The organism is Paenibacillus sp. FSL H7-0350 (assembly GCF_038593195.1).
Taxonomy (GTDB): domain Bacteria; phylum Bacillota; class Bacilli; order Paenibacillales; family Paenibacillaceae; genus Paenibacillus_AQ.
The window spans coordinates 3,407,000-3,432,958 of sequence record NZ_CP151972.1; the positions used below are offsets into that span (position 1 = coordinate 3,407,000).

18 protein-coding genes are annotated in these 25,959 nt (G+C 55.2%); 6 read left to right on the forward strand and 12 right to left on the reverse strand.

What is annotated here, in order from left to right; all coding sequences use genetic code 11:
- The first annotated feature begins 338 nt into the window (after nucleotides 1-338).
- Together NYE24_RS15510 and NYE24_RS15515 are read left to right on the forward strand one after the other, a co-directional pair.
- The gene (locus NYE24_RS15510) at nucleotides 339-3,095 is read left to right on the forward strand and encodes an alpha-mannosidase (protein WP_342479041.1); all 2,757 of its coding nucleotides are present in this window, start codon (nucleotides 339-341) and stop codon (nucleotides 3,093-3,095) included.
- Nucleotides 3,096-3,122: 27 nt separating this feature from the next.
- Nucleotides 3,123-4,403 (forward strand): glycoside hydrolase family 125 protein, encoded by a 1,281-nt coding sequence (locus tag NYE24_RS15515; RefSeq protein WP_342479042.1) that lies wholly within the window; start codon nucleotides 3,123-3,125, stop codon nucleotides 4,401-4,403.
- Nucleotides 4,404-4,777: 374 nt separating this feature from the next.
- Here NYE24_RS15515 and deoC read toward each other — a convergent pair whose 3' ends face one another.
- The 7 genes from deoC to NYE24_RS15550 all read right to left on the reverse strand — a co-directional run bounded on the left by deoC (nucleotide 4,778) and on the right by NYE24_RS15550 (nucleotide 14,357).
- Nucleotides 4,778-5,455 carry a deoxyribose-phosphate aldolase gene (gene deoC / locus NYE24_RS15520; RefSeq protein ID WP_339311648.1) on the reverse strand — a complete coding sequence of 226 codons (678 nt, stop codon included), beginning with the start codon at nucleotides 5,453-5,455 and terminating at the stop codon, nucleotides 4,778-4,780.
- A gap of 149 nt (nucleotides 5,456-5,604) precedes the next feature.
- Nucleotides 5,605-7,314: a methyl-accepting chemotaxis protein gene (locus NYE24_RS15525; RefSeq protein ID WP_342479043.1), complete on the reverse strand. Its 1,710-nt coding sequence runs from the start codon at nucleotides 7,312-7,314 to the stop codon at nucleotides 5,605-5,607.
- A 271-nt stretch (nucleotides 7,315-7,585) separates the two neighbouring features.
- Nucleotides 7,586-9,043 (reverse strand): SulP family inorganic anion transporter, encoded by a 1,458-nt coding sequence (locus NYE24_RS15530; protein WP_342479242.1) that lies wholly within the window; start codon nucleotides 9,041-9,043, stop codon nucleotides 7,586-7,588.
- Between the two features lie 38 nt (nucleotides 9,044-9,081).
- Nucleotides 9,082-10,158 (reverse strand): bifunctional 3-deoxy-7-phosphoheptulonate synthase/chorismate mutase, encoded by a 1,077-nt coding sequence (locus tag NYE24_RS15535; protein ID WP_036694897.1) that lies wholly within the window; start codon nucleotides 10,156-10,158, stop codon nucleotides 9,082-9,084.
- Nucleotides 10,159-10,644: 486 nt separating this feature from the next.
- Nucleotides 10,645-12,921, reverse strand: a complete 2,277-nt coding sequence (locus NYE24_RS15540; RefSeq protein ID WP_076159669.1) for a PAS domain-containing sensor histidine kinase — start codon at nucleotides 12,919-12,921, stop codon at nucleotides 10,645-10,647.
- A 210-nt stretch (nucleotides 12,922-13,131) separates the two neighbouring features.
- Entirely contained in the window at nucleotides 13,132-13,533 is a 402-nt protein-coding gene (locus NYE24_RS15545) for a response regulator (protein ID WP_036694896.1), read from the reverse strand.
- Nucleotides 13,534-13,682: 149 nt separating this feature from the next.
- Nucleotides 13,683-14,357, reverse strand: coding sequence for a Na-translocating system protein MpsC family protein (locus NYE24_RS15550; RefSeq protein ID WP_036694895.1), 675 nt, complete (start codon nucleotides 14,355-14,357; stop codon nucleotides 13,683-13,685).
- 344 nt (nucleotides 14,358-14,701) lie between these two features.
- Between NYE24_RS15550 and NYE24_RS15555 the strand changes: the two genes are divergently transcribed.
- A complete protein-coding gene (locus tag NYE24_RS15555; protein WP_083678053.1) occupies nucleotides 14,702-15,874 on the forward strand; it encodes an LLM class flavin-dependent oxidoreductase in 1,173 nt (390 codons plus the stop codon).
- An 872-nt stretch (nucleotides 15,875-16,746) separates the two neighbouring features.
- Here the strand turns inward: NYE24_RS15555 and NYE24_RS15560 are convergent.
- Both NYE24_RS15560 and NYE24_RS15565 read right to left on the reverse strand, forming a co-directional pair.
- A complete protein-coding gene (locus NYE24_RS15560; protein WP_076159660.1) occupies nucleotides 16,747-16,974 on the reverse strand; it encodes a hypothetical protein in 228 nt (75 codons plus the stop codon).
- Nucleotides 16,975-16,978: 4 nt separating this feature from the next.
- Nucleotides 16,979-17,980: a TIR domain-containing protein gene (locus NYE24_RS15565; protein ID WP_036694893.1), complete on the reverse strand. Its 1,002-nt coding sequence runs from the start codon at nucleotides 17,978-17,980 to the stop codon at nucleotides 16,979-16,981.
- A 239-nt stretch (nucleotides 17,981-18,219) separates the two neighbouring features.
- On the opposite strand from NYE24_RS15565, the gene NYE24_RS15570 reads away from it, so the two are divergent.
- Nucleotides 18,220-19,392, forward strand: coding sequence for an N-acetylmuramoyl-L-alanine amidase (locus NYE24_RS15570; RefSeq protein ID WP_051493445.1), 1,173 nt, complete (start codon nucleotides 18,220-18,222; stop codon nucleotides 19,390-19,392).
- Between the two features lie 7 nt (nucleotides 19,393-19,399).
- On the opposite strand, the gene NYE24_RS15575 is transcribed toward NYE24_RS15570, so the two are convergent.
- The 3 genes from NYE24_RS15575 to NYE24_RS15585 all read right to left on the reverse strand — a co-directional run bounded on the left by NYE24_RS15575 (nucleotide 19,400) and on the right by NYE24_RS15585 (nucleotide 23,973).
- Nucleotides 19,400-20,404, reverse strand: a complete 1,005-nt coding sequence (locus tag NYE24_RS15575) for an HD-GYP domain-containing protein (protein ID WP_036694892.1) — start codon at nucleotides 20,402-20,404, stop codon at nucleotides 19,400-19,402.
- A gap of 106 nt (nucleotides 20,405-20,510) precedes the next feature.
- The gene (locus NYE24_RS15580; protein WP_036694891.1) at nucleotides 20,511-22,091 is read right to left on the reverse strand and encodes a response regulator; all 1,581 of its coding nucleotides are present in this window, start codon (nucleotides 22,089-22,091) and stop codon (nucleotides 20,511-20,513) included.
- A gap of 55 nt (nucleotides 22,092-22,146) precedes the next feature.
- Nucleotides 22,147-23,973 (reverse strand): sensor histidine kinase, encoded by a 1,827-nt coding sequence (locus tag NYE24_RS15585; protein WP_342479044.1) that lies wholly within the window; start codon nucleotides 23,971-23,973, stop codon nucleotides 22,147-22,149.
- A 155-nt stretch (nucleotides 23,974-24,128) separates the two neighbouring features.
- Here NYE24_RS15585 and NYE24_RS15590 point away from each other — a divergent pair, with 155 nt between their 5' ends.
- Nucleotides 24,129-25,019 carry a sugar ABC transporter permease gene (locus tag NYE24_RS15590; RefSeq protein ID WP_036694888.1) on the forward strand — a complete coding sequence of 297 codons (891 nt, stop codon included), beginning with the start codon at nucleotides 24,129-24,131 and terminating at the stop codon, nucleotides 25,017-25,019.
- Entirely contained in the window at nucleotides 25,019-25,855 is an 837-nt protein-coding gene (locus NYE24_RS15595) for a carbohydrate ABC transporter permease (RefSeq protein ID WP_036694887.1), read from the forward strand. The genes NYE24_RS15590 and NYE24_RS15595 overlap by 1 nt, the downstream gene beginning before the upstream one ends.
- Nucleotides 25,856-25,959: the final 104 nt, after the last annotated feature.

Sequence of the window (25,959 nt, forward strand, 5' to 3'; positions counted from 1 at the left end):
TTAGTTTTCATTACACATAAATCTGTATCCGCTTCGCATTCTTGCTATGGCCTTGCCTGCTAACGCTTACATCCCAAATTGTAGAGAAACTAAGCTGACATCGTAAATATGTAGGTTGTGCATTGTCATGTTAACGGAGTGTAAAACCGCGCTGCTACGGGGCTTACGGGCTGAATAGCTTGTCTGCGCTGCTCCCCGCTGTCTGCGGTAAATGTGTGAATTATGAACCCTCCTCCCCCCTGCAAAAGTTACATATTGTGCTCCCCCGGCAGGTATGCAAACATTTGCTACGAATGCCAACGCTACAACACCCGACTGACATATAGGAGGTTTCTGTCATGACCCGTACAACTGCCCACCTGATCTCACACACCCATTGGGACCGGGAATGGTATATGCCTTACGAGCGTCACCATGTGCTGCTGGCGAAGCTGATGAACGAGCTGCTGGAGACGCTGGAGCAGGACGAGCGCTACCGGTATTTCCACCTGGACGGACAGACCATTATTATTGAAGACTATCTGCAGGTTCATCCTGAGCGGAGAGAGCAGCTGGAGCGCTTCATCCGTGAAGGCCGGATTGTCATCGGCCCCTGGTATGTGCTCCAGGATGAATTCCTGACCAGCTCCGAGGCTAATGTGCGCAATCTGCTGATTGGCCATCAGGACGCAGCGAAATATGGCGTCATCTCGAAGCTCGGCTACTTCCCCGATTCCTTCGGCAATATGGGCCAAGCCCCCCAGCTGCTCAAGCAGGCTGACATTGAGACTGCGGTGTTCGGCCGCGGCGTGAAGCCGACGGGCTTCGATAATATGGTGGGCGAGCTGAACAGCACCAGCTACGAATCGCCTTACTCTGAGATGTACTGGGAGTCACCTGATGGCTCGACTGTGCTGGGACTACTGTTTGCGAACTGGTACAGCAATGGCAACGAGGTGCCGGTAGATCTAGAGGAAGCCAAGGTCTTCTGGGGCAAAAAAATCACGGATGCCGGCAAATACGCCTCCACCCCGGAGCTGCTGTTCATGAACGGCTGTGATCATCAGCCGGTGCAGCGTGATCTCGCGGATGCGCTGGAGACGGCCCGGAAGCTGTACCCGGACACAGACTTTGTCCACTCCAGCTTCGAGCAATACCTGAAAGCGCTGGCGCCTTCGCTGCCTGAGGACCTGGTCACCGTGCATGGCGAGCTGCGCAGCCAGCATACGGACGGCTGGGGGACGCTGGTGAATACCGCTTCCGCCCGCGTCTACCTGAAGCAGCTGAACCAGCAGGGCCAGACGCTGCTGGAGAAGGGCGCTGAGCCGCTGGCGGCATTGGCTTACCTGGTCAGCGGACAGGCTTATCCTCATGCCCTGCTGACCTATGCCTGGAAGACCCTGATGCAGAATCACCCGCATGACAGCATCTGCGGCTGCAGTGTGGATGAGGTCCACCGCGAGATGATCAGCCGCTTCGAGAAGAGCCGCCATGTCGGCGAAGCTATTATTGAAGAGAGTCTGAAGGCGGTATCCGCTCAGATCGGAACCCGGAATGTAGCGGCCTGGGGCGAATCTGCCCTGCCAGTGACGGTCTTCAATACTACCGGCTGGGAACGCAGCGGAACAGTAAGCATGGAGGTCATCATCGCCAAGCGTTACTTCAAGGAAGGGCCAAAACCGGCGGCGATTGCCGAAGCGCTGGATCAGCTTCCGCTTGACCTGGAGGGCGGTCGGCTAGTGGACTCCGAAGGGCAGATCGTGGCTTGCCGGGCGGAGGATCTGGGCACCCGGTTCGGTTATGAGCTGCCGGACGATCAGTTCCGCAAGCCTTATATGGCCCGGATGGTCCGGCTGACCTTCGAGGCTGCGCAGGTGCCGCCGTTAGGCTACAGCACTTACGCCTGGGTAGAGCCGGCGGGTGAATTCGCAAGGGCTGCTGCTGAAGGTCCGCTTAAGCTGCTGGAACGGGGGATGGAGAATGAATTCCTGGCTGTACGTATCCGCGAGGATGGCTCTTACGATGTGGCCGACAAGCGGACGGGCTGGAGCTTCACCGGACTCGGCGTCTATGAGAATTGCGGCGATATCGGCAATGAATATGTGTTCCGTCAGCCCGAAGGCGATGCTGCCCTGACTACCAAGGGACTCGCTGCCCGCATCTCGCTGGCTGAGCATGAGCCTTACCGCATCACGTATGAAATCGTGCACGAATGGACGATTCCTGCCTCCGCAGACGCTTCGTTTGAGGATGAGAAGCGCAAAATGGTGCCGTTCCGGCTGCGCAAGGCCGGACGTTCTGCAGAGCAGATGCCGCTGCGGATCGTGACCCGGATTAGCCTGGAGGCCGGCGGGACCGGCGTTCAGGTCTCAGCCGCGTTCAATAATCAGGCCAAGGACCACCGGCTGCGCGTGCTTTTCCCTACCGGGCTGGCCGCTTCCACCCTGCGGGCCGATTCCATCTTCGAAGCCGCCGAGCGCGACATTGAACCGGCTGCGGACTGGATCAATCCAAGCAATGCCCAGCACCAGCAGGCTTATATCAGCGTATCGGACGGCAGCGCCGGACTGCTGGTAGCCAACAAGGGGCTGAACGAATACGAGGTGCTGCGGGACGGCAGCAATACCATTGCTGTCACCCTGCTGCGCAGCGTATCGGAGCTTGGCGACTGGGGCGTATTCCCTACACCGGAAGCCCAGTGTCTTGGTGAGCAGACGGTGGAGTTCGCAGTCCGTCCCTTTGCCGGGGATACGGACTGGACGGAGGCCTGCGCCTGGGCCTATCAGTACCAGGTGCCCTGGTTCACGGTTCAGACCGGCTGGCAGGAGGGCTCCCTCCCTGCGGTCTATCAGCCGCTGGAGTGGCAGGGCCGTACCCTGGCGCTGTCCGCCTTCAAAATGTCCGCAGAGCATGAGGACATGATCCTGCGCTGGTACAATCTGGCGGGAGCAGAGCAGGAACTCGCGCTTACGCCGCATTTTCCCGTGGAGGCCATCCATGCCAGTGATATTCTGGAACGGCGCAAACAGCAGGAAGCCCTGGAAGAAGGCACTCTCCGCCACTCTGTCGGTAAAGCTCAAATTGTCACCTATGCTCTAAAATCCGCAAAACCCTAAATTCACTATGCCAGGAGGAGTTATACTATGAACTTGCCCGCTTCCATTACCGCCTATCTGAATGAGGCCGATGAACGGCTTGCGCATCACCCGAAACTGCAGCAGTTGTTCCGCAACTGCTTCCCGAACACACTGGAGACTACAACCAAGCTGCTGGAGGACGGCACGACCTTCGTGTTCACCGGCGATATTCCGGCCATGTGGCTGCGCGATTCGACGGAGCAGGTGAGGCACTATATTCCTTTTGCCAAGCATGACCCTGAATTGCAGCGGATTCTCCGCGGCCTGATTGCCCGCCAGATGTTCTATGTGAATATTGATCCGTACACCAACGCCTTCAACGAGACGGCAAGCGACAAGCATTACCGCGATACGGACGACTGTAACCTGAACCCGTGGATGTGGGAACGCAAATACGAGCTGGACTCCCTCTGCTTCGTCGTTCAGCTGGCTTATATGTACTGGAAGGAAGCGGAGCAGACCGATATCTTCGATGCTGCCTGCTATCAGGCGCTGACCTCGATTGTGAACACGATTGAGACCGAGCAGCGCCACGGAGAGAAGTCTCCGTACCACTTCGTCCGCCAGACGCTGAAGGATACCGAGACCTTGCAGAATGACGGCCGGGGAATGCCGGTCAACTATACAGGGATGAGCTGGTCGGGCTTCCGCCCAAGCGATGATAGCTGCGAATTCGGCTACAACATTCCTTCGAATATGTTCGCTGTGGTTATTCTGGGATATATTGGCGAGATGGCAACTGAGGTATATAAGGATGAGCGGCTGGCAGCCAGAGCGGCGAAGCTACGCAAAGAGATCGACTTCGGCATCCGTACCTACGGCATCGTAACCCATCCGAAATACGGCAGAATCTACGCCTATGAGACAGACGGCTACGGCAACTACTCGCTGATGGATGATGCGGGAACTCCAGGGCTGATCTCTATTCCTTACATTGGTTACGTGGGCGTGGAGGATGAGATCTATCAGAACACCCGCCGGTTCGCGCTCAGCTTCGACAACCCCTTCTATTTCGAGGGCAAGCACGCCAAGGGCATCGGCAGTCCGCACACCCCGGGCGGTTACGTCTGGCATATGGCGCTCTCCATGCAGGCGCTGACGGCGGATAACGATGAGGAGATCAAGGAGCTGATCGATATGCTGATCCGTACGGACGCCGATACCGGCTACATGCACGAGGGCTTCCACCCGGATAACCCTGCGGACTTCTCACGCGAATGGTTCGCCTGGTCCAACAGCCTGTTCGCTACGCTGATCGGTAAGGCGATGGATAAGGGACTGGTCTAAGGGATTGGTCTAGGGCGGCTTCGTCTTCGCGCAGATTTCGTCGCTCAGACTCTAGTTGTAGTTTGTATAACTAAAAGGGCGCAGAATCCGGCCTGCAACAAGCAAGTGGCATAACGTATCTTAATTCGCCCATTGGGATGGAGTTACCGGCAACAGGTGGAAAAACTGCAACTAATATAGTTAGTTTAAGGCACTTTGGATGAATGGGGAGAATTTAAGTGTTGTTAATCCAATTGCTGGAACGGCAGCGCTCATTCGTTCATTAATAGTTGGAGGAAATCCACCTCCCCTACTTCCTACAAGCAGAAAACGGCTGCGGCTCCCTTGAACTCAAGGAGGCCGCAGCCGTTTCTATGTGTCTAGCTTACCTATGCTTAGTAACCGCTCTGGCTCTGCTCGCCCTTGGCGATCGCTACGCCGCCGCTAGTTCCGATCCGGCTGGCGCCTGCGCCGATCATCACGAGGGCGTCTTCCGCGCTGCGTACACCGCCGGAAGCCTTCACGCCGATCTCAGGGCCGACCGTTGCCCGCATCAGGGCAATATCCTCCTTCGTTGCCCCGCCGGTCGAGAAGCCGGTCGAAGTCTTCACGAAGTCTGCGCCCGCTTCTACAGCAAGCTTGCAGGCACGGACCTTCTCCTCTTCAGTCAGCAGGCAGGCCTCAATAATGACCTTGGTCAGCGCTTTGCCGCGCGCGGCTTCGACTACAGCAACCATATCGCGCTTCACCAGCTCGTCATTGCCGTCCTTCAGTGCGCCGATATTAATGACCATATCCACCTCACCGGCACCGTTCGCAATGGCATCCTTCGTCTCAAAAGCCTTCGTCTCAGGCGTCGATGCCCCGAGCGGGAAGCCGATTACTGTACATACCTTCACTTCCGGTGTATCCTTCAGCACGGCATGCGCAGTAGCGACCCAAGCCGGATTCACGCACACAGAAGCGAATTTGTAGGCTTTGGCCTCTTCGGCAAGCTTGATAATATCGTCTTTCCGGGCATCCGCCTTCAGCAGCGTATGATCAATAATCCCGGATATTGTAGTTTCACTCATGTTCAATTCCTCCATATAATCGGTAATAGATGTTCACGTCCCTTGTAATCATACCAATAGTCGTAAGCTTTTGAAAGCTGGAGGGCATAACATCTGCTAATCCTGTATCCACTCCGGCAATATAGATCAAGCCCGCCGATCCCCTAGCCCTATACATTCACCTGCCGGATGGCCTCCCGCAGATCGCCCGTACTCGCGCTGACGCTCAGCGAAGCCTCATAGACTTCTTTGATTCGCGCCAATTGCAGATCGGTCAGCTCACGGATCTCCCGGGTCTGCTCCGAGACCTCTCCGGCAATATCGGCCATGCTGCCCACCGCTGCCGCAACCTCCTCCGAGCCGGCGGAGAGCTGCTCCGCTGTCGCAGACACATCAATGATCTGTCCAGCCACCTCCCGGAAGGCGGCGGAGGCCTCCAGCAGAGCAGCCTCCGCCTCGGCTGACATCCGCACCCCTTCCTTCACTTCAGCAGACGCTTCCGTCATCTGTACCCCGATGCTCGCCGAAGCCTGGCTGATATGCAGCAGCAGCTCGGCCACCCGCTCGGCCGAGGCTGCGGAGCCTTCCGCCAGCTTGCGTACTTCACCAGCTACGACAGTGAAGCCTCTGCCGTGCTCCCCCGCATGCGCCGCCTCAATCGAGGCATTCAGCGCCAGCAGCTTCGTCTGATCTGCAGACTGCCTGATCGCAGCCAGTGCGCCTTCAATCTCATCCGTGTACCCTTGCAACTGCAACACAATATCCAGCGTCTCTCCGGTGGATACAGAGATCGATTTCATCTGCTGGTTAGTATGGTTCATGGCCGTCTGGGACGCCTCTGCAATGTCCAGCGCCTTGACTGCGAATTCCGAGACCGCAGCAGAGGCCTCCGAGATGCGCGAGATGCCGAGCGCCATCTCATCCATAGCCACAGCGCTGCTCTGTGCGCCCTCCGTCTGCGAGTTAGCCCCGGCATGGATATCGCTGATTCTGCCGCTAACCGTCTCACTCATCTTCAGCACATCATCAGCATTCCTGGCGAAGGTCTCGGAGGAGCCGTAGAGACTGTCGGAGGCGGTAGACACCCCGGAGACCATCCCTTTCACTCTGGCATTCAGGTCCCCTGACATCTGGAGCATCGCCTGATAAGCCCTGCCAATCTCATCACGGGAGTTGACCGGACGACTGCGCAGAATACCGGCGGCCTCGGCGAGATCCCCTCCGGCCATGGCGCCCGCACTCTGCGTAATCGTCTTCAGCGGACGCAAGGACCGGGAGACGAACCAGGCCAGCACCGCGAGTGCGCCCAGAGACAGAGCTAGAATAATACTATAGAGCGGCAGGCTCTCCATCAGGACATCACGGGTCAGCGTACTCAGGACAGCAACATCCGTGTCAATGCCCAGCGCCCCGACCAGCTTCCCAGCGGTATCCTTCATAGGAACGAATGCCGAGATATAATCCCCGTATTCGGGATTGCTGATCAGCGGCGTGCTGGCATTCTCTCCGGCAAGCACAGCCGTAACTGCGGACGCTGGCATATCGGTACTCTCATTAATTCCCGAAGCCAGCGGGTCCCCCTCCGGCCTGCCGTCAACCATCAGCTGCGGCTGGCGGGCATCATCAATCCGCACAAAATATACATAACGGGCACCAATCGACTTCCGGAACTGATCCAGTTCATGGCGGAGCGACCAATACAGGTCCGACTCCTGCGGATCGGCCAGGAATTCACTGTAGCGCCCGGCATCAATCTGCGTCACATAATGGCTGGCAATACTCATGTTGTAGCTGCTGATCGTCCCTTTGACCGCTGATCCGGTGTTCACCCACTGAATGGCGGCATTGCCTGCTGTAATGCAGAGAATCACTAAAGTCATAACACAGAGAATACGGGCAATCAGTCTGGTTCGGATAAAAGAAAACATGGAGGCCTTCCCTTTCGCGCATCACAATTGCGTTGTTATAGTAGGGCCATCCGAAGAAGCAATGACAAATGTCCCTCTACCGGAAAATTTCGACAAACTTTTCAAAAATCCTTTTCCCAAAGGGGTACAAACGATTAAATTTTGAAGCATTCGAAAAAAAGACTGCTTCTGAAGCTCAACCGCTCCAAAAACAGCCTTCTATCCCTTATCCGTTAATTATCCGTCAATGGCCGCCCGAAGACGACAATCCAACCCGCTGCACCAGCCGGGCACTTTCTTCATTTAGACCCGTGAGAGTGACCTTAGTACCCAGTGCCGCGTATTTGTCCATCGTCTTGGCAATGGCCCCCACCGCCGACTGATCCCACACATGGGAACGGCTGAAATCGATAATGACCTGTGCCGGATCACTGTCATACATGAATTCATTCACGAAATGGCTCGTGGTTCCGAAGAACAGCTGGCCCGATACCCGATAAGTCGTCACAGAGGCCGTAGTATGAACACTCAGCTGGAGGGAGGCGATTTTCCAGGCAAAAGACAAAGCACTCAGCAGCACGCCGAACAGCACGCCGATCGACAGATTATCGGTAGCTACTACTGTAACCACAGTGACCACCATGACCAGGGCATCGCTTAGCGGAACCCTCCGCAAGGAGGTCAGGGACTTCCATTCGAAGGTGCTGATGCAGACCATAATCATTACACCGACCAGTGCGCCCATCGGAATCTTCTTAACGACATCACCCAGCACAAGAATCAGGAACAATAGGAAGATCCCGGAGACAAAAGTGGACAAGCGTGTCCGTCCGCCTGATTTCATATTGACCATCGACTGGCCGATCATCGCGCAGCCCGCCATGCCTCCGAAGAAACCGGTCACAATGTTGGCCAGCCCCTGCCCCTTCGCTTCCCGGTTCTTATCGCTGCCGGTGCCCGTAATATCATCAATCAGCGTAGCCGTCATCAGCGATTCCAGTAATCCGACTACCGCGAGAGAGAGCGAATACGGCAGAATAATCAGCAGCGTATCCAGCGTCAAGGGAAGGCTCGGCAGATGGAATACCGGCAGTGCCGAAGTAATAGTCCCCATATCGCCCACGGTTCTAACATCCAGCCCCAGCATAATGCTGAGTACCGAGACTACGACAATGGCGACCAGCGCTGACGGCACCGCCTTGGTGATCCGGGGAACCGTATAGATAATGACCAGCGTAAGAGCCACCAATGCATACATGATCCAGCCCTGCCCCTCAAAATGCACCAGCTGAGCCATAAAGATCAGAATCGCCAGCGCGTTGACAAAGCCCGTCATGACCGGCTGCGGCAGGAAGGTGATGAACCGGCCCAGCTTCAGCAGTCCCATCACAATCTGCAGGATGCCAGCCAGCACCGTAGCCGCGAACAGATACTCAATGCCGTGCGACAACACCAGGCTGCCGACCAGGAGCGCCATCGCTCCTGTCGCCGCCGAGATCATCCCCGGCCGCCCGCCGGCGAAGGCTGTTACAATAGCGATACAGAAGGAGGCGTACAAACCAACCATCGGGCTTACGCCAGCAAGGATGGAGAAAGCAATCGCTTCAGGAATTAAGGCAATAGCCACGGTCATGCCCGATAAAATATCACTCCGTGTGTTGGAGAACCAACCGTTGTTGTATGAGACGATTTGCTTCAAAATTCCAGTTCCTCCTAGTGCCTGAATTTACCCTATTCAGCTTAACGGTATAATCCCGAAGCCTTCACTTCATTGAAGAAGGTGTTGAACTCCTCAATATTAAGCTGCTGCGCCGCATCGGACAAGGCTGTAGCCGGATCAGGATGCACCTCTACCATAATCCCGTCGGCTCCGGCAGCAAGCGCGGCCTTGGCACATGGAATCAGGATATCCTTACGTCCAGTGGAATGGGTGACATCGACCAGCACCGGCAGATGGCATTCCTGCTTAAGAATCGGCACCGCCGAGATATCCAGCGTATTGCGCGTCGACCGCTCATAGGTTCGGATCCCGCGTTCAATCAGCATAATCTCCATATTGCCGCGGGACATAATATATTCTGCCGCATGAACGAATTCATCCAGCGTGGCGGATAGTCCGCGCTTCAGCAGCACCGGCTTATTCACTTCCCCTACCGCCTTAAGCAGCTCGAAGTTGTGCATGTTCCGCGCGCCGACCTGAATGACATCCACATAATCCAGCGCTTCTTCAATATGCCGGGGATCGACAATCTCACTGATCGTCAAAAGCCCGTATTCACTCGCCGCTTCACGCAGAATCCGCAGGCCATCCATGCCCAGTCCCTGGAAATCATAAGGGGAGGTCCGGGGTTTGAAGGCGCCGCCGCGCATAACCTTGATGCCTGCCTTCTGCAGGGCCGCAGCTACCGTACGGGTCTGCAGCTCGCTCTCCACCGAGCAGGGGCCAGCCACCATCAGCGAGGATAATCCGCCTACAGTAACGCCGCCCGGCAGCTCAATAACTGTATCCTCCGCATGATCTTTGCGCGCTACCAGCAGGGTCTTCTTATGCTCCGTACTTTGCAGATCAAGCGAGGCAGAGAAAATCTGCTTGAACAGCGTACGGATGGTTCCATTCGTGAACGGCCCCTTATTGCCTGCCACCATTTTCTCCAGCATCGCCTTCTCCCGTTCAGGATCGAACTTCGGCACGCCCTGCTTCTCTTTGAGTACCCCAATCTCCTGAACGATTCCGGCACGCTCCGAGATCAGCTCCAGCAGCTGACCGTTAATCTCATCCAATCTTGCTCTCAAGTCATCCAATTCCACATTACTCATTCCCAGACACTCCTTTGTGATATTAATAATTAAGGCTATGAACGAACGCAAAAAGACCCCCCGCCGCAAGGGACGAGGAGCCGTGGTACCACCCTTATTTAGAGCTGAATCCAGCTGACGCATCAGCATATGGCGGAATACCTGAAGATTACCGGCCGTGGATTCATTCTGTCTTACATCCGTTAACGCAGGAAGCGGGCCACCCTACCCATACCTGCTGCAGCAGTGTACTTCAGGGACCGACTCGGAAGTGAACTTCGGCACTAAACGTCTCATGAGGGTGCTCTCAGTCTCCGGCACGCCTTCCCTGTTAAGATCCGCTATGAAGTGCTTACTCTCTTCGTCATTGTCATTACAAGGTATATCAGTGCTCTTATGCACCAGTTTCTGCTATCTTAATCAAAAAGACTTCCAGATGCAAGATAGTTCAGCACTGCATTGCAGCTTTAACTCAGTAATGTGATTATTTTGTGAAGAGCTGACTGCTTATTCCTGTTCCGCAAAAAATTTCCCGATTACTTTGTCAATGCTGTCGCTTCTCAGCGGCTTGCTGATATATTCGTCCATCCCTGCTTCGAGGCATAGCTCCCGGTCGCCCTTAAGCGCGTTGGCCGTCACTGCAACAATGACCGGCTGCTGGTCTGCCCGCTGCTCTGCCCTGATGGCAGCTGTAGCCTCCAAGCCGTTCATCCCGGGCATCTGCACATCCATGAAGATCAGATCATAGCCGTGCCGGACCGCCATATCGACTGCCTGCCGCCCGTCCTCGGCCACATCGACAGCGAAGCCGCGCTTCTCCAGGATTTTGCGCAGGACGATCTGATTGATCACATTGTCCTCGGCTACCAGAATATGCAGGGACCGGCCTGCTGATTGTGGCTCCGGCACGTTCCCCTCCGTCCCGTCAGCCGGAAGTGCCTGCGCTTCTGTCCGGAGGACCACGGTGAACACAAAGGTCGCCCCTTGCTCGGCCGCTGTATCCAGATAGATCCCTCCGCCCATCCGCTCGGCCAATTGCTTGCTGATTGCCAGCCCCAGACCGGTGCCTTCTCCCTGGCGGCCCCTGAAATGCTCCAGCTGATAGAACGGCTCGAACAAGCGGCTGCGGGCCTCCTCAGGAATGCCGCTTCCCGTATCCGCCACGGTGAACTGGAGCGTTACTCCTGCCGGGCCATCGGCAATGCGCTTTACGCCTACCTTTACCCCGCCGGTACAGGTGAACTTCACAGCATTGCCGGCCAGATTGAGCAGGATCTGCTTCAGCCGCTCCCCGTCCCCGATCAGCCGCTGCGGCACATCCGGCCCGCTCTCCACGCTAAGGGTCAGCCCTTTGCGCTCCGCCTTGAGCTGAAGCAGCTCCAGCGCGGAATCCATACAGTGCCGGAGAATGAACGGCTCATCTTGGAGTGAGATTTTGCCTGCCTCAATCTTGGACAGATCGAGAATGTCGTTGATGATATTGAGCAGGGATTCGCCGCTCTGGCGGATAATTTCCAGGAACTCCCGCTGCTGCGAACCTGGCTCACTGCTCTCCAGCAGCAGGTCGGTCATCCCGATCACCCCGTTCATCGGGGTACGGATTTCGTGGCTCATCATGGCCAGGAACTCACTTTTGGCGCGGTTCGTATTCTCTGCGGTCTCCTTGGCAATCATCAGCTGCTTCTGCTCGGTAATATCCTTGACGATAATATAAAAGCCTACGGTAGACTGGTTGATAATAATCGGTGCAAGGGTGGTCAGAACCTCCACAGAATGCCCGTCCTTATGCCAGATCAGGTTGATATCCTGTCCCGCGGAGCCGCTCTGCCAGCGGGGACCGATTACATTCTGCAACTGGCGCTCGCCTATTATCCGGCTGACACTCAAGCCCACCATCTCAGCGATCGTATACCCTGTCAGCCGTACCGCCTGTTCATTCCCGTTAATAATATGGCCTTTCAGGTCCAGCGATATGATCGCGTCATGATTATATTTCTTCAGCGAGGTATACCGCTCGACCGACTCCTGAAGCTTCTGCTCCACAATCTTGCGCCGGGTCACATCGCGGCCGACAGCCAGCACCCCGCGCTCCCCGCCATCTTCCACCGTTCTCAGGGAGAACTCAATCCAGATATATTGGCCGTTCGCATGTAAGATCCGCAGCTGGACATCAGGCGAGTCAGCCATCTGCTGCGCACTGATTAAGGCCAGATCCTCAGAGTGAACCAGTCTGCTGTTGTCCTGGCCGATCAGCTCCTCCGGTCTATACCCGAGCACCTCTTCTACTGAAGGGGAGCAATAGCGACAGACTGAACCCGGCGCCGTATAGTAGACAATGTCCCTGATGTTGCCGGCAATCAGCTGGTACAGCCGCTCAGGTGTCCCGGGGAGTGCCTCCGCCGGTGCCGCAAGCGGCCTTCCGGCCAAGTGAACAATATAATACAGCCCTTCTCCCGTCGAAGGTTCGCTTACCCTCGCCACATGCAGCAGCACCGGAACGGCAGAGCCGTCCGCATGGCGCAGCTTGATTTCGGCTTCAAAAAAAGGGGCTGCTCCGCTCCTAAGGCTCCCCATCCTGTAACTATGTATGTGCAAGCTATCTTCATCCCAGAACGCTGTGAAGCTGTGTCCCAGCAACTGTTCTTCGGAATATCCCAGTAAGAGGGTTACCGCCGGATTCACTTTCATCCATTCTTCAGCCATGGAGAGAAAGGCTACTCCGGCAGTTCCTGTCTTAAATGCCTGTTCAAATGGAGAAGACGTCTCCGTATGCTGCCCTAGCATAAGATCCACCGCCCGTTGTGAAGTATTAGATGCAATTCCTTTATATTAAATCTGCAATATAAATATCTTGCATAATCGGGCGAAAGTCAAATCATTATGTCGAATAAAAATTATTCCTTATTCAGCGGATTACAGCAGTTCGTGAACCCGCCGCCAGACAGAGATCTCCCCAGCTCCCCACCTTAATGAATCCCCTGTTGCTATTTCGAACTAAATTTTCTGCAGGTCTTCTCCGTAGAGCAGCCTTTTCACGGTTTCGGTGAACGCTTTAACCTGAAAGGGCTTGGTGATATATTCGGCAAAGCCCTTCTTCCGGGCCTTTTCAATATCCGAGTTTTGTGCAAACGCACTGGTCGCCAGCACCGGAATATGACAAGTTGCCTGATCCTGCTGCAGTATTTCCAGAGCTTCATATCCGTTAAGTCCGGGAAGCCCGATGTCCAGGATGATCAGATCCGGCAGAGCTTCCCGGGCTATTTGCAGTCCAAGCTCTGCCGTTTCAGCCTTCAGCAGCAATACAGAGGGCAGATTTCTTTTGAAAATATGGTGTACTAAGGCCATATTGAGCTGATTATCTTCCACATATAGTACCGTCCACTTGCCTTCCTCCATCCAGTTTATCCTCCTAAAAAGTCTCAGCCCCCTTACCTGCAGATGGGCAGAAAATAAAAAAACCGAAGAAAGGGACCATTCCCCCTTCTTCGGCTCATGTTCGGCTCATTTGCATGTCCGACTCATTTCCACCCATATATGGTTAGACTTCAGTGAAAAGTATAGGCTATCACGCTGGTATCTTTGTCGAAATCCCAATCCACATAAATATCCGCCAGCTCTTTGCCGAGCATCTGGGCTATCGTGGTGGTATCGTCCAAATACCGCTTTTCCATCTTGCGCTTGGTGGTCTTAAGCGTATTCTCATAGCCGAGGCCAATCAATTCCTTCTCCAAAGGAATCATGATGCCTTCGCGCTTAATAATCAGAATGCGGGGTCCCAGCCACCAGGAGTCCGTATAGACCGGCTCCTTCTGAACCTTCCTGGTTACCTCGTTAATCTGGATATGGACTTCCTCGCGCCCGGCATAATCATCAATCGGTACATCGTCATTCTTGATGAGTGCCACGATCATCCCCGAGGCGTTATGAATGCCCCAATCATAAAAAAGCTCGCCGACCTCAACAGCCATGCTCTCCTTCAGATACGCTGCAAGCTCGGGAAGCAGGGACTTCATCAGAAGCTCCCGTGTATAACGAAACGCCTGTTCTTCTTCCTTATTCAATAAAAACCTCTCCACAGGCCCGATAAAATTACGGATATGCAGGGCTATACATTGCTCCCCGATGGAGGCGTGTATCGATTCAGGACCTTTCCCGAAGCGTTCCCGCAATAGCCTTCCTGTGAAACTGGAAAGTTGGCTAGTAAGTTCTGTAATGCTCATTCAATTTCCTCCAGCATAATATTGTAGTGTCTGTGTGTGTACATCTGGGGAGACGCTCCGCCTGCTGAAGAAACGGTTCGTTCAACTTAGTATAATCTCAACCGTCCGGTTCGTATATATAAAACTTTATGGGATATTTCCCAGACATTCCGATTGCTGAGACAAAAGCTTCTATAATAGAACGCCCAATATTACAAGTTACCACAGGACAAGCTTTGCAAACTTCCACTCATATACTTACAATTAGTAAGTAATTGTGATATACTGGGCTATATCCTTGCACTAACGGACAAGCTTACAAGATAACTGCTACTCAATATTCTGGATTATAAGGGGTCTGTACCATGAACAACCAAGGGAATGCTCATACTAATATTCAAGGGAATACGCAAGCGGATACTCTGGCAAACACACAAGAGGATGCTCAAGCAAAAGAAGTAAGCCTGCCGGAGTTTGAATTCGGCATTTATACACTGGGCGATATCGTTACCGACTGCCATACAGGGCAGCGGATCAGCCCCGCCCAGCGCCTGCAGGAAGTCATTGCAGCCGCGAAGCTGGCCGATGAAGCCGGGCTGGATGTATTCGGTGTAGGCGAGCATCACCGGCTGGATTTCGTAATCTCATCGGTGCCCGTTGTGCTGGCGGCTATTGCCCAGGTTACACAGCGGATCAAGCTCACCAGCGCTACGACCGTGCTAAGTACCATTGATCCGGTTCGTGTCTTCGAGGATTTCGCCACTCTGGACCTGCTGTCGGGCGGCCGGGCCGAGATCATTGCCGGACGCGGCGCTTTTCTGGAATCCTTCCCGCTGTTCGGCTATGAGCTGGAGGATTACAAGCAGCTGTTCAGCGAGAACCTCGACCTGCTGCTCACACTGAACCAGCATGAGGTTATGAACTGGAAGGGCAAATTCCGCTCTCCGCTGCATAACGCCGAGATTGCTCCGCGTCCGCTCCAGCAGAAGCTGCCGCTCTCGGTCGGCATCGGCGGGTCAGCCGAAAGTGCCGAGAAGGCCGGAACTCTTGGCATCGGCATGGCTATCGCGATCCTGAGCGGCAGCCCGGAGCCCTTCCAGAATCTGGCCGGCACCTACCGCCGCGCCGGGGCAGCCGCCGGCCACCAGCCGGAGGACTTGAAGATCGCCATCACCAGCCATGGCTACATTGCCAAGACCTCTCAGCAGGCACTGGATGACTATTATCCTTATTATTACAGCTACCGTAATAGCATCAGCCCGCGCCCCGGTCAGGAGTACCGGGTCTCCCGCAGTGAATTCGGCCGGTTCACCTCGCCCGACAATACCCTGGCGGTGGGCAGTCCGCAGCAGATTATCGAGAAGATTCTCTATCAACATGAGCTGTTCGGCCATAACCGATTCATGACCCAGCTCGACATCGGCGGCCTCCCTTACCCCAAGGTAGCCGCCGCCATCGAGCTCCTCGCAACCGAGGTCGCCCCGGTGGTGCGCCGCGAGGTTGCGAAGAAGCAGCACGGGATATCGTCCGCGCAATAGTTGTCTATTGCGCTGGATGGGGTTCCGCCTAACTGATAGGCTCATTTAACTAACATCTACTTGAGTCAGGTGCACTTGTGCTCCTGATTTTCTCATTTAGCCAACTTCTACTCAACTCAGGTGCACTTGTGCTCCTGAGTTGCTCATTTAGCCAACTTTTCCTTGATTCAGGTGCACTTGTGCTCCTCATTCGCTCATTTAGCTAACTTCTACTCAATTCAGGTGCACTTGTGCTCCTGATTTTCTCATTTAGCCAACTTCTACTCAAATCAGGTGCACTTCTGCACCTGAGTTGCTCATTTAGCCAACTTTTCCTTGATTCAGGTGCACTTGTGCTCCTCATTCGCTCATTTAGCTAACTTACCCTCCCCCGTCCAGCCCACTTTCAGCTCCACCAAAGGGATTTATCCCTTTCATTTACTCATCCGCCCCACTTTCATCGCCATCAAGGGGATTTATCCCTTTCATTTGCTCAGCCAGCCCACTTTCAGCACCATCAAAGGGATTTATTCCTTTCACTCTCCCTCTCCCTCTCCCTCTCCCTCTCCCTCTCCCTCTCCCTCTCCCTCTCCCTCTCCCTCTCCCTCTCCCTCTCCCTTTCACTTTCCCTCTCCCTATCCCCTTCCCCCTTCTAATCCACCCCGCACCAATCGGCCCGCTTCCAGTGGAGTCCACATAATCACCCTAATTCCTTATATTAGTTTAAATTCCAGACCCGGCAGACGGAGAATGCCACGGATGTGAGTGAGCAGGCTCATCAGGAGAGCGCATAACTTCACATTACCTAAGTAGAGGCCGCCATTCGTTCAATGGACAAAAAAAGCCCCCAGCGATTGCTGGGGACCTGTTCAATAGTATGAATTAGCCAATGTTCAGGCAAATGATGGCTTGTTATTATCCACTTTACCGCTGACCAGCTTCTTGTACTCGTCGTCGCCACCCTCCAGGGATGGTGCCAAATACACGCTTGACGCTGAGGGCGTAAGCTTGGGGCCGGATTTGCGTCTGGAGCGGCCTTTGCCTCCCGTGCTGTTGCCGTCACCGCTTGCAGACCGGCGGACAGTACTGGATACACTAACGGCATTCTTCATATTCTTCATCCTGTTAGTCCCCTCCCACTAAATGATTGACGGTGCGGAACAAATCCCGGTTATAGGCCACGACTGCTGTAATATCCTCTGCCGATAATCCCTGACTTCCCGAGAAGTGCACGGACAGCACATGGTTCTTACCTAAAGGATAGCATAGGATATATACCTCCGCAACTTCCGTACGCTGTAAAAAAGTCCATTCTTTTGCCAAAAAAGCATCCAGCACCCCCGGCTTCACGCCCCCGTCCTCGAACGCGGAGAACGGATACATCTGACCGCGTCCCACATTGCCGCCGACCTGCTTCAGGCCCGCTTCCGCTTCGGCACGCCACATGGCGGCTCCAATCACCCGGCAATTCTCCGGAGGCAGGAATGAATTGCGGACGGCTTCGCTCAGTGCCTGATATTTCTCGGCTGCCTGAGGCGGGGTTACATTATTATTATATTGCCAAAAGAAGTGAAGGATACTTTCTTTTCGCCTAAGCTCTGCCCGAAGCTGCAACAGCTCTACAGCCGGGTCGTGGTACATCCCCTGTGCCTGAATAATGTCAATGATCTTGCCGCAGCTCACATCCACCGCCGCTGTAACATTCTCATGCTGCCACTCATATTCCAGCGGGGTTAGTCCCGACAAATCCGACAGCAGATGATACTCTTCCACATTCTCACCCGGGATCAGATCACTGCGGGCAGGCACCTGATCCGGCAGCAGGCAGAAGACCCTGCCGCGACGCAGCCTCGACCAGAACAGGCCCATTTCGAACTGCGTGTTGTCCCGGGTCACATAATAATATTTACCCCTAATCCGGGCTACATCATCCGGCGAGAACACAAAGACGGCAAAATCGCTGATATCCAGATTCCGCTCCAGCGCTTCCATGGTGTATTCATTCGGCCGGAAAGCAGCGGCATACCACGGATGAACCTCGGCGGTCCGCTTCAGCTGTTCGTGGATAGCCCTGGCATAGCGGATAGATTCTCTGGAAGAACCAATGAATAATCTAGGTCTGATCACGGCGGCACTCCTTTGTCTGTTTCCCCAATATGTAATAATTATACAGACATTTCCTGCCAACGAATAGGGCTTTAGGCGATATTGGGCAGCCGCAGAGGAAGATAAGAGGAATGTAGTCAGTATCGTTGTTAGCAGTAGTTGGAGTAGGTATTTATCTTCAATTTTAATTTTTCGGTATTCTCCTGCCGATGAAACGGGTAATAGAATGTTATCTCTAGGGGAAATGGGGCTTTATTTGTATGCGACAAAAAATACATACCGCAGTTCTGTCAGCCTGTCTGCTGGCTTCATCCATATTGGCACCTGTCCTGCCGTCTTCTACCGCTTATGCTGCAACTGCTTACACCGCCAAAGTGTACGCCAGCTCCCTGAATGTACGCAGTGAGCCTGCTGCAAGCGCCGCCGTCACAGGCACTCTGGCTGCCGGAGCCACCGTTACCGTCACTGAGGAGCAGCACGGCTGGCTCAAGGTCCGGGCCGGCTCTGTCTCCGGATGGGTAGCCGGTTATTATCTGAAGCGCACCAGCGGAAGCTCGTCCGCCAGCACCTCTTCCAGCTCCACCATCTCCAAGGCATCGGCCAAGGCGGCGGTTAAGACCACCTCGGCCTCCAGCGGAACGGCTGTCGTGACCGCGTCGTCCCTGCGAATCCGCAGCGGTCCGGGAACCGGTTATGAGGTGGTCGGCTCCCTGCAATCCGGCAACAAGGTTACGCTCCTGCTCCGTCAGGGAGAGTGGTCGCGGGTCCGCACCGCCGGAGGAACGGCCGGCTGGGTATCCTCCGGCTATCTGTCAGACGGAACCGTCCACAGCGCAAGTACAGTCAGCTCGAATAGCCAGACTCCGAGTGTCGTACGGAAATCCGGCAGTATCCGGGGCAAGCTGATCATTGTGGACCCCGGCCACGGCGGTACCGATCCCGGCATGCTCGGGACAACCTATGACACGATGGAGAAGGATCTGACGCTCCAGACCTCTCTCTACCTGCGGGATTATCTGACCGCCAAGGGAGCCAGAGTGGAGATGACCCGGACCCGCGGGGATCAGAAGCCTGCGCTCTCTCAGCGGGTGCAGCTCGGACGGCAGCTCGGTGCGGACGCTTTTGTCAGCATTCATTATAATTCATCGCCGAAAAATGTCTCCGGCACGCTGACCTTCTTCTATTCGCAGCAGAATGATCTGCGGCTGGCCCGGGCAGTGGAGACCCGTCTGGGTGAGGGTATTGGCCTGCGCAGCAACGGCCTCTCCTTCGGCGACTACCATATTCTGCGGGAGAATCCGCTGCCGGCCACCCTTGTAGAGCTGGGCTTCCTGTCGAACCCGTACGACGAAGCGATTGTACGCAAGGCGGCTTATCAGCGGAAGGCGGCTCAGGCTGTTGCCGAGGGAGTGGCCGATTATTTTAACAAATAGATAAGAATCAGATGCTGATCTCCCGGATGTTAAGCTCCGTTCTTTTGCTGAGATCAATATATTCATCCCCGATGCGGATTAGCGGAGTCTCGATATCATGCGGGTTCAGATAGACAATCTCACCGACCCGGCCATCGGTTAAGACTACATCACGCCCCACGGACCGCTTCACGACATTCTCCAGAAAAACGGTTACAATATGCGGGTCCAGCGCGCCGAAGCTGCCTCTTCTCATCTGATCCACAATCATATGGAACGGCATCGGCTCATGATACGGGCGCTTGCTGGACATCGCATGAAAAATATCCGCCACGGCCACAATTTTACTGTAAGGATCGATCTGCTCGTCCGTCAGCCCCAGCGGATACCCCTTGCCGTCATTTCGCTCATGATGCTGAAGCGCCACCAGGGCAATGCGTGAATTGGCTCCGGTGGTTTCTTTGAGGATCTCGTAGCCGTAGACCGTGTGCTTCTTCACTTGGGTGAATTCCTCGTCCGTCAGCTTGCCGGGCTTATTCAGCAGCTCTGAGGGAATCTTCAGCTTGCCGATGTCATGCAGGGTTGCAGCCATGGAGAGCACGGACAGCTCCGCCTCACTCATCTCCAGCCACCTGCCGATCAGGGTAGACAGTACTGCAACACCGATATTGTGCTGATATGTATAATCATCCTTGCCCTGCACTGAATGGAATAAGGCGAAGATATCCGGGTTGCGCGAGATCTCCTGAATGACCGGAAGAACATCCTTGCGGATATCCGCCAGCGGGATTTTGCGGGAGATTCTATAGGATTCGAATAATTCCTTGGACAGGTCCACTGTACTGTTAACCATCTTCTGATAGGGGGGCGCCTGGTCAGCCTCATCTGCAAAAAGAATGTCGAACCTGTCGATTTTTTGTTTGCGGATAAGCTCCAGATGCTCGGCATTCAGCCTGCTCCCCGCCGGAATTACAGTCACTCCATAGGCATTAATCAGGTCATTCTTAATCGTTCTTCCCAGATCATTGTCCATTCTATCCAGCCCTCCCCTATAACCGCAGCTATGTATTTATTGCCCATATAGCTATTATCGGTTGCAGGCCGGGAAATGCTGACAGGCAGTCGTGAACCTTACATACTCAGGCTTCTTCCTCCTGCTTGCGGTATTCTCTTGGCGTGATGCCGGCGGTTTTTTTGAAGACACGGCTGAAGTACTTCTCATCCTCATAGCCCACCAGCTCCGCGATCTGCGACAGCCGCAGATTCGTATTCTGGAGCAGCGTCTTCGCCTTCTCCACCCGGAGGCCGGTCAGATAATCCGACAGATTCTCTCCGGTGATCTGCTTGAACTTGCGCGACACATTCTCTCTGCTGATGAAAAAGCGTTCCGCAATATGCTGCAGCGTCATCTCCTGCGCATAGTTCTGGTCCAGGTACTCCCTGATCTCCTGGACGAGCCGGCTGTCCGGGGCCTGCGGGCTGCCCTTGGATAAGCGGTGCAGCAGCGATTTCAGCCGGCACTGCCAGTTCTCCACCGAGAACAGCCCTTCGGCGTCATAACAGCGCTCCAGGCTGAGCTCCTCCTCCGGCCGCCAGCGCTTCAGAACGTCCAGAATCTCCGTCTCCTGATGCAGCAGAACGTGCTCCGTGAGCAGCGGCAGCCCGGCCAGATGTCCGGCCCACTCCTCTGCCACCCGCTCCATCCGCTCCAGATCGCCGGACAAGACGGCGATTCTAAGCTTATCCAGCCGTTCCTCCAGGCCGTAGTCGTTTGCAGGTCTACTTCCGTCCCCGTGCGCTCTGAAGGGATGGATTCGCCCGTCCCGCTGCAATAGATTCCGCTCCTCAAGCGCCTGACCTGCCTGTTCAAAAGCAGACCGCAGCCCTTCCGGCAACGGGTTCAGCGGACTAAGCCCGATATCCAGCTGAACGCCGAACGCCTGGCGGATGGCTTCATTCATCCGGTTAAGCATCTCCTCCGCCTGCGCTACAGCGCTCCACAGCAGAACTACAAGTTCGCCTCCGCCCTGCCAGTTGCGGAAGGCATAGCCGCTCTGGTCTGCGGCCATCACTTCATTGCAGACATTAGCCAGCACGAAGGCCGTCAAGGCCACATCCCCGCGGAATCTCCGCAGCAGATGGCAGTCTGCAGCTTGCAACGGGATTACGGCGATTCTGCACTCCTGCGCCCCAATCGGCATCCCCAGCTCTTCACAGAGGGCCAGCTTCAGCTCATGGAACGAGGCCTGTCCGCTCACCAGATCGGACAGCATCTTGTCCCAGTAGAGCGGACGCAGCGCGTTGAGCTGCATGTTCTGGCGCTGGCGCCGCTTCCGTTCCGCCTCTTCCTCCATCCACAGCTTGAAGGCATGCTCCGCAGAGGCAATCAGCTGCTTGCTGTTCAGCGGCTTCAGCAGATAATCCGTACCGCCGTATACGATGGCCGGCTTGACGTAATTGAAATCCTGATACCCGCTGATGACAATCGTCTTCGTGTGCGGATAATGCCGGTGCAGCCATTCCAGCAGCTCCGCCCCGTCCATCAGCGGCATCCGCATATCCGTGAACACGACAGCCGGCTGATGCTCCTGCATGATCCGTGTCGCCTCCTGCCCGTTGGTCGCCTCATAGATCCCGGAGATGTTATAGCTGTCCCACGGAACAAAATATCGGATGGCCTCCCGCACATGCTTCTCATCATCTACAATCAGCACCTTCATCTCAGCCGCTCCTTCAAGGATAGTCTCTGTTCTCTATTCGCAAAAGCCGCCGGAATTAACCGTCTATCTCCTCCAGCGGAATAATCAGCGTAACGGTAAGCCCCTGGCCGTCTTCATTATTCTTAAGCTGCATTTCCGCTGCGCTGCCGAACTGGAGCCGCAGACGGGCCAGCACATTGTACAGGCCGATCTCCTCCTGGTCCGGCTGGCTGCTGCCTCTGAGACAGGCCGTAATCTCCTCCAGCCGCTCCGGGCTCATGCCCCGGCCGTTATCCTTCACGGCAAGCACCAGTCTGGCCGCCCCCTCCAGCCTGCACTCTATCTGAATCAGCCCCCCGCTTATGCCGTCAGCGAAGGCATGCTTGAAGATATTCTCCACAATCGGCTGCAGGATCATCTTCGGCAGGATCAGCTCCAGAGCCTCCGGCCCCGCCTGAATCTCCAGCCGCAGATTCTCTTCGCCGAACCGCTCCGTCTGGAGAATCATATAGTTCTGCACATGCTCAATCTCATCCCGCAGCGGCACCTGGGTCCGCTCGGTATTCATCGAATAACGCATCATGCTGCCCAGGGAATAGATGAGATCATACACCTTCGGCGCATTATAGCGCAAGGACAGGCTGGCGATGGACTGCAGCGCATTGTAGAGAAAATGCGGGTTCACCTGGGCCTGGAGCGCCTTCAGCTGATTCGTTTTGTTCGCCAGCTCCAGCCGGTATTCCTTGACGATCAGCTCATTGATCGTGCGGGTCATGCCGGTGATCTTGCGGGTGAGCAGCCCGAACTCGTCCTCCCGCTCGGCATCCATATGCGCATCCAGCTGGCCGGTCTGCACCTTCTGCGTGAAGTGAATCAGCTTCTTGATCGGACGGGTGAAGCCGATGGAGATCAGCACGGCACTGATGCCCCCGATCAGGAGGAACAGCAGTCCGATACCCATATTGAACCGGGTAATCACCCTTGCGTCTGTGTAGAGATCCTCATAGGGCACCAGCTTGATAATGCTTCCGCTGAACAAAGGGGCCTTGATCTGCTTGAACATTACAATCCCCTGGAAGCCGTCCTTCTTCCAGGTGAAATGCCCGCTGTCCTGCTCTGCGGGGAGACGGCTCCAGCCCGCTGCCACCGGCTTCCCGATCCAGTCCGGATCGGAGGCGAACAGCGCCTCGCCTTGCTCATTCAGCACATACAGGCGTTCTGTGTCCGAAGTGTACATCGACTCCACAATCCCCTCCAGCTCCCCCAGCGTATAATCGATCGACAAATCTGCCAGTACACTGTCACTAGGGGTCCGGTAAATGGGGAAATGGGCCGTAAAGACCGGCACGCTCCCCGGCTTCAGATTGGGGAAACCGGACTTCACTCCGTATTGATGATCCATATGCGTCACTTCGAGATACGGGCGGTAAGTCCCTCCAGCTTGCCCCTTGGCGGCATAATCCGAGTTATCCTCACGGCGGAAAAATCCCTTAAGCAGCAGATTGGACTGCCTGGCGGCCCTCACATACAGATGAATCTGATACGTATTGCGGTCGGAGAGAAACAGATTGTACAGCTGGGTAGAGATGATCGCCCGGGTGTCTGGCAGTATGGTGCCGGGCGGGGCCTGGGCGGGGCTTTTGGCGGTAAGCAGAGTGGTGTAGAAGGAGCTGGGAACATTGATCCCGCTGTAAAGCGACATCGCCTGCTGGTTCATGCCGCTGAAATAACTCCGGAGATTCGCCTCTCCCAGCGTCAGCAGCTTCGTATTCTGCTTCACGGACTGGTCCGTAACCGACTGCCTCGTATAGAGATAAGAGAAGGTCACAGAGATGCCTGACGGGATCACTGACGCCAGCAGCACTAAGGCCATCAGCCGTGTCCGGATGCTGTTCTTGAACATGGGGGAACCTCCTACAAGTTGTGTGAGCCGTATATCCTGCAATATAATCCACTTTTTCCGGCATGAAATGAAGTGTTGGCAGTGGCCCTGGCTTTCTATAATCAAGCTGTGAACCCGTAGATATCTTACCCAAACTTACCCAAAGGAGAGTCCATATGAGAAAAACTCTAGGTATGCAGCGAGGCTGGGGACAGCAAATCGTATTTCTCGGCCCCTGTCTGCTCTTTTTCCTGACCATTGTAGTCACCCCGTTCTTCCTTGGCTTCTACTACTCCTCCACCGACTGGAACGGGCTGGATCTGGACAAAGCGGTCTGGACCGGCGCGGCCAACTGGAAACGGATTTTCATGAATGACGATAAGTTCTGGGAGTCCCTGGTCTTCACCCTGCGCTTCACCGTGATCTCAGTTGTGGCTGCCAACGTGCTTGCGCTGCTGCTGGCCTTCATTCTAATGACGACGCTGAAGACGAAGAAGCTGCTCCGTACCGTCTTTTTCATGCCCAATGTGATCGGCGGCATTCTGCTCGGCTACATCTGGCAGTTCATCTTCACCAAGGGCTTCGCTACAATCGGCGAGCTGACGGGGCTTTCGTTCTTCCAGCTGCCCTGGCTGGGCACGCCAAGCACCGGGTTCTGGGGTCTGGTCATCGTGTTCGTCTGGCAGACGGCCGGTTATATGATGGTCATCTATATCGCCGGGCTGGCCGGGATTCCGAAGGATCTCATTGAAGCTGCCCGCATAGACGGTGCCCGTGCTCCCCAATTGTTCAAGAGCGTCTACATCCCGCTGATTATGCCGGCGATTACCATCTGCCTGTTCCTGACGACCTCCAATGCCTTCAAAATGTTCGACCTCAACCTGTCGCTGACCAAAGGCGGGCCGGGCACCTCGACCCAGTCGCTGGCCTATAACATTTATGCGGAGGCATTGATCAACAACCGGTATGGCCTGGGTACAGCCAAAGCACTGCTCTTCTTCGCCGCCGTCTCCCTGATCACCGTTACCCAGGTCTGGCTTACCAAACGAAAAGAGGTGTCCGCTTAATGAACAGCAGCCGCTACCGCCCGGGCAACTTCATCCTCGAAATTGCCGCCATTCTGCTGGCTATTGTCTTCCTGTCACCGTTCTATCTGGTCCTGAGCAACTCGGTTAAGGGACTGAAGGACATCCTGATCGATGCCGCTTCCTGGCCGCAGGTGTTCCACTGGAGTAACTATTCCAAGGTCTGGGATGCCATTAACTTCCCGCAGGCCTTCTTCAACTCTCTGACAATTACGATTCTAAGTGTAATCTTCATCGTCCTGTTCAGCTCGATGGCCGCTTACCAGATTGTGCGCAAGCCGACACGCTTCAATTCCTTCGTGTTCCTGCTGCTGGTCTCGGCGATGATCATTCCGTTCCAGTCACTCATGCTGCAGTTGGTCCGGGTGACGAGCCTGCTTGCGCTGCGCGGCGAGCTGTACGGCATTGTGGCCTGTTACCTCGGCTTCGGGATGCCGCTGTCGGTCTTCCTGTTCCACGGGTTCATCAAAACGGTGCCTCTTGAGCTGGAGGAAGCCGCGCGGGTGGACGGCTCGAATCCGTACGGCGTGTTCTTCCGGATCGTCTTCCCGCTGCTGCTGCCGATTATTGTAACCGTCATTATCCTGAATACACTATGGATCTGGAATGACTATCTGCTGCCTGTCCTGGTGATCGGCGGGAATAAGGATCTGACGACCCTGCCCGTAGCTGTGACCAAGTTCTTCGGACAGTACACCAAGAAGTGGGATCTGGCCCTTGCCGGTCTCGTTATGGCGATCACGCCTATCCTCTTGTTCTTCCTGTCGCTCCAGCGTTATATTGTGGAAGGCGTGACGGCAGGCTCCATTAAGGGATGATCTTAGGATCGGCTTTCCTTTGCAGCAATAATATCCACTTTTTCGAGCAACATATGAAGTGTAAGTCATCTATCAATTCCATTACGCTCTAAGAGCAGGAACCA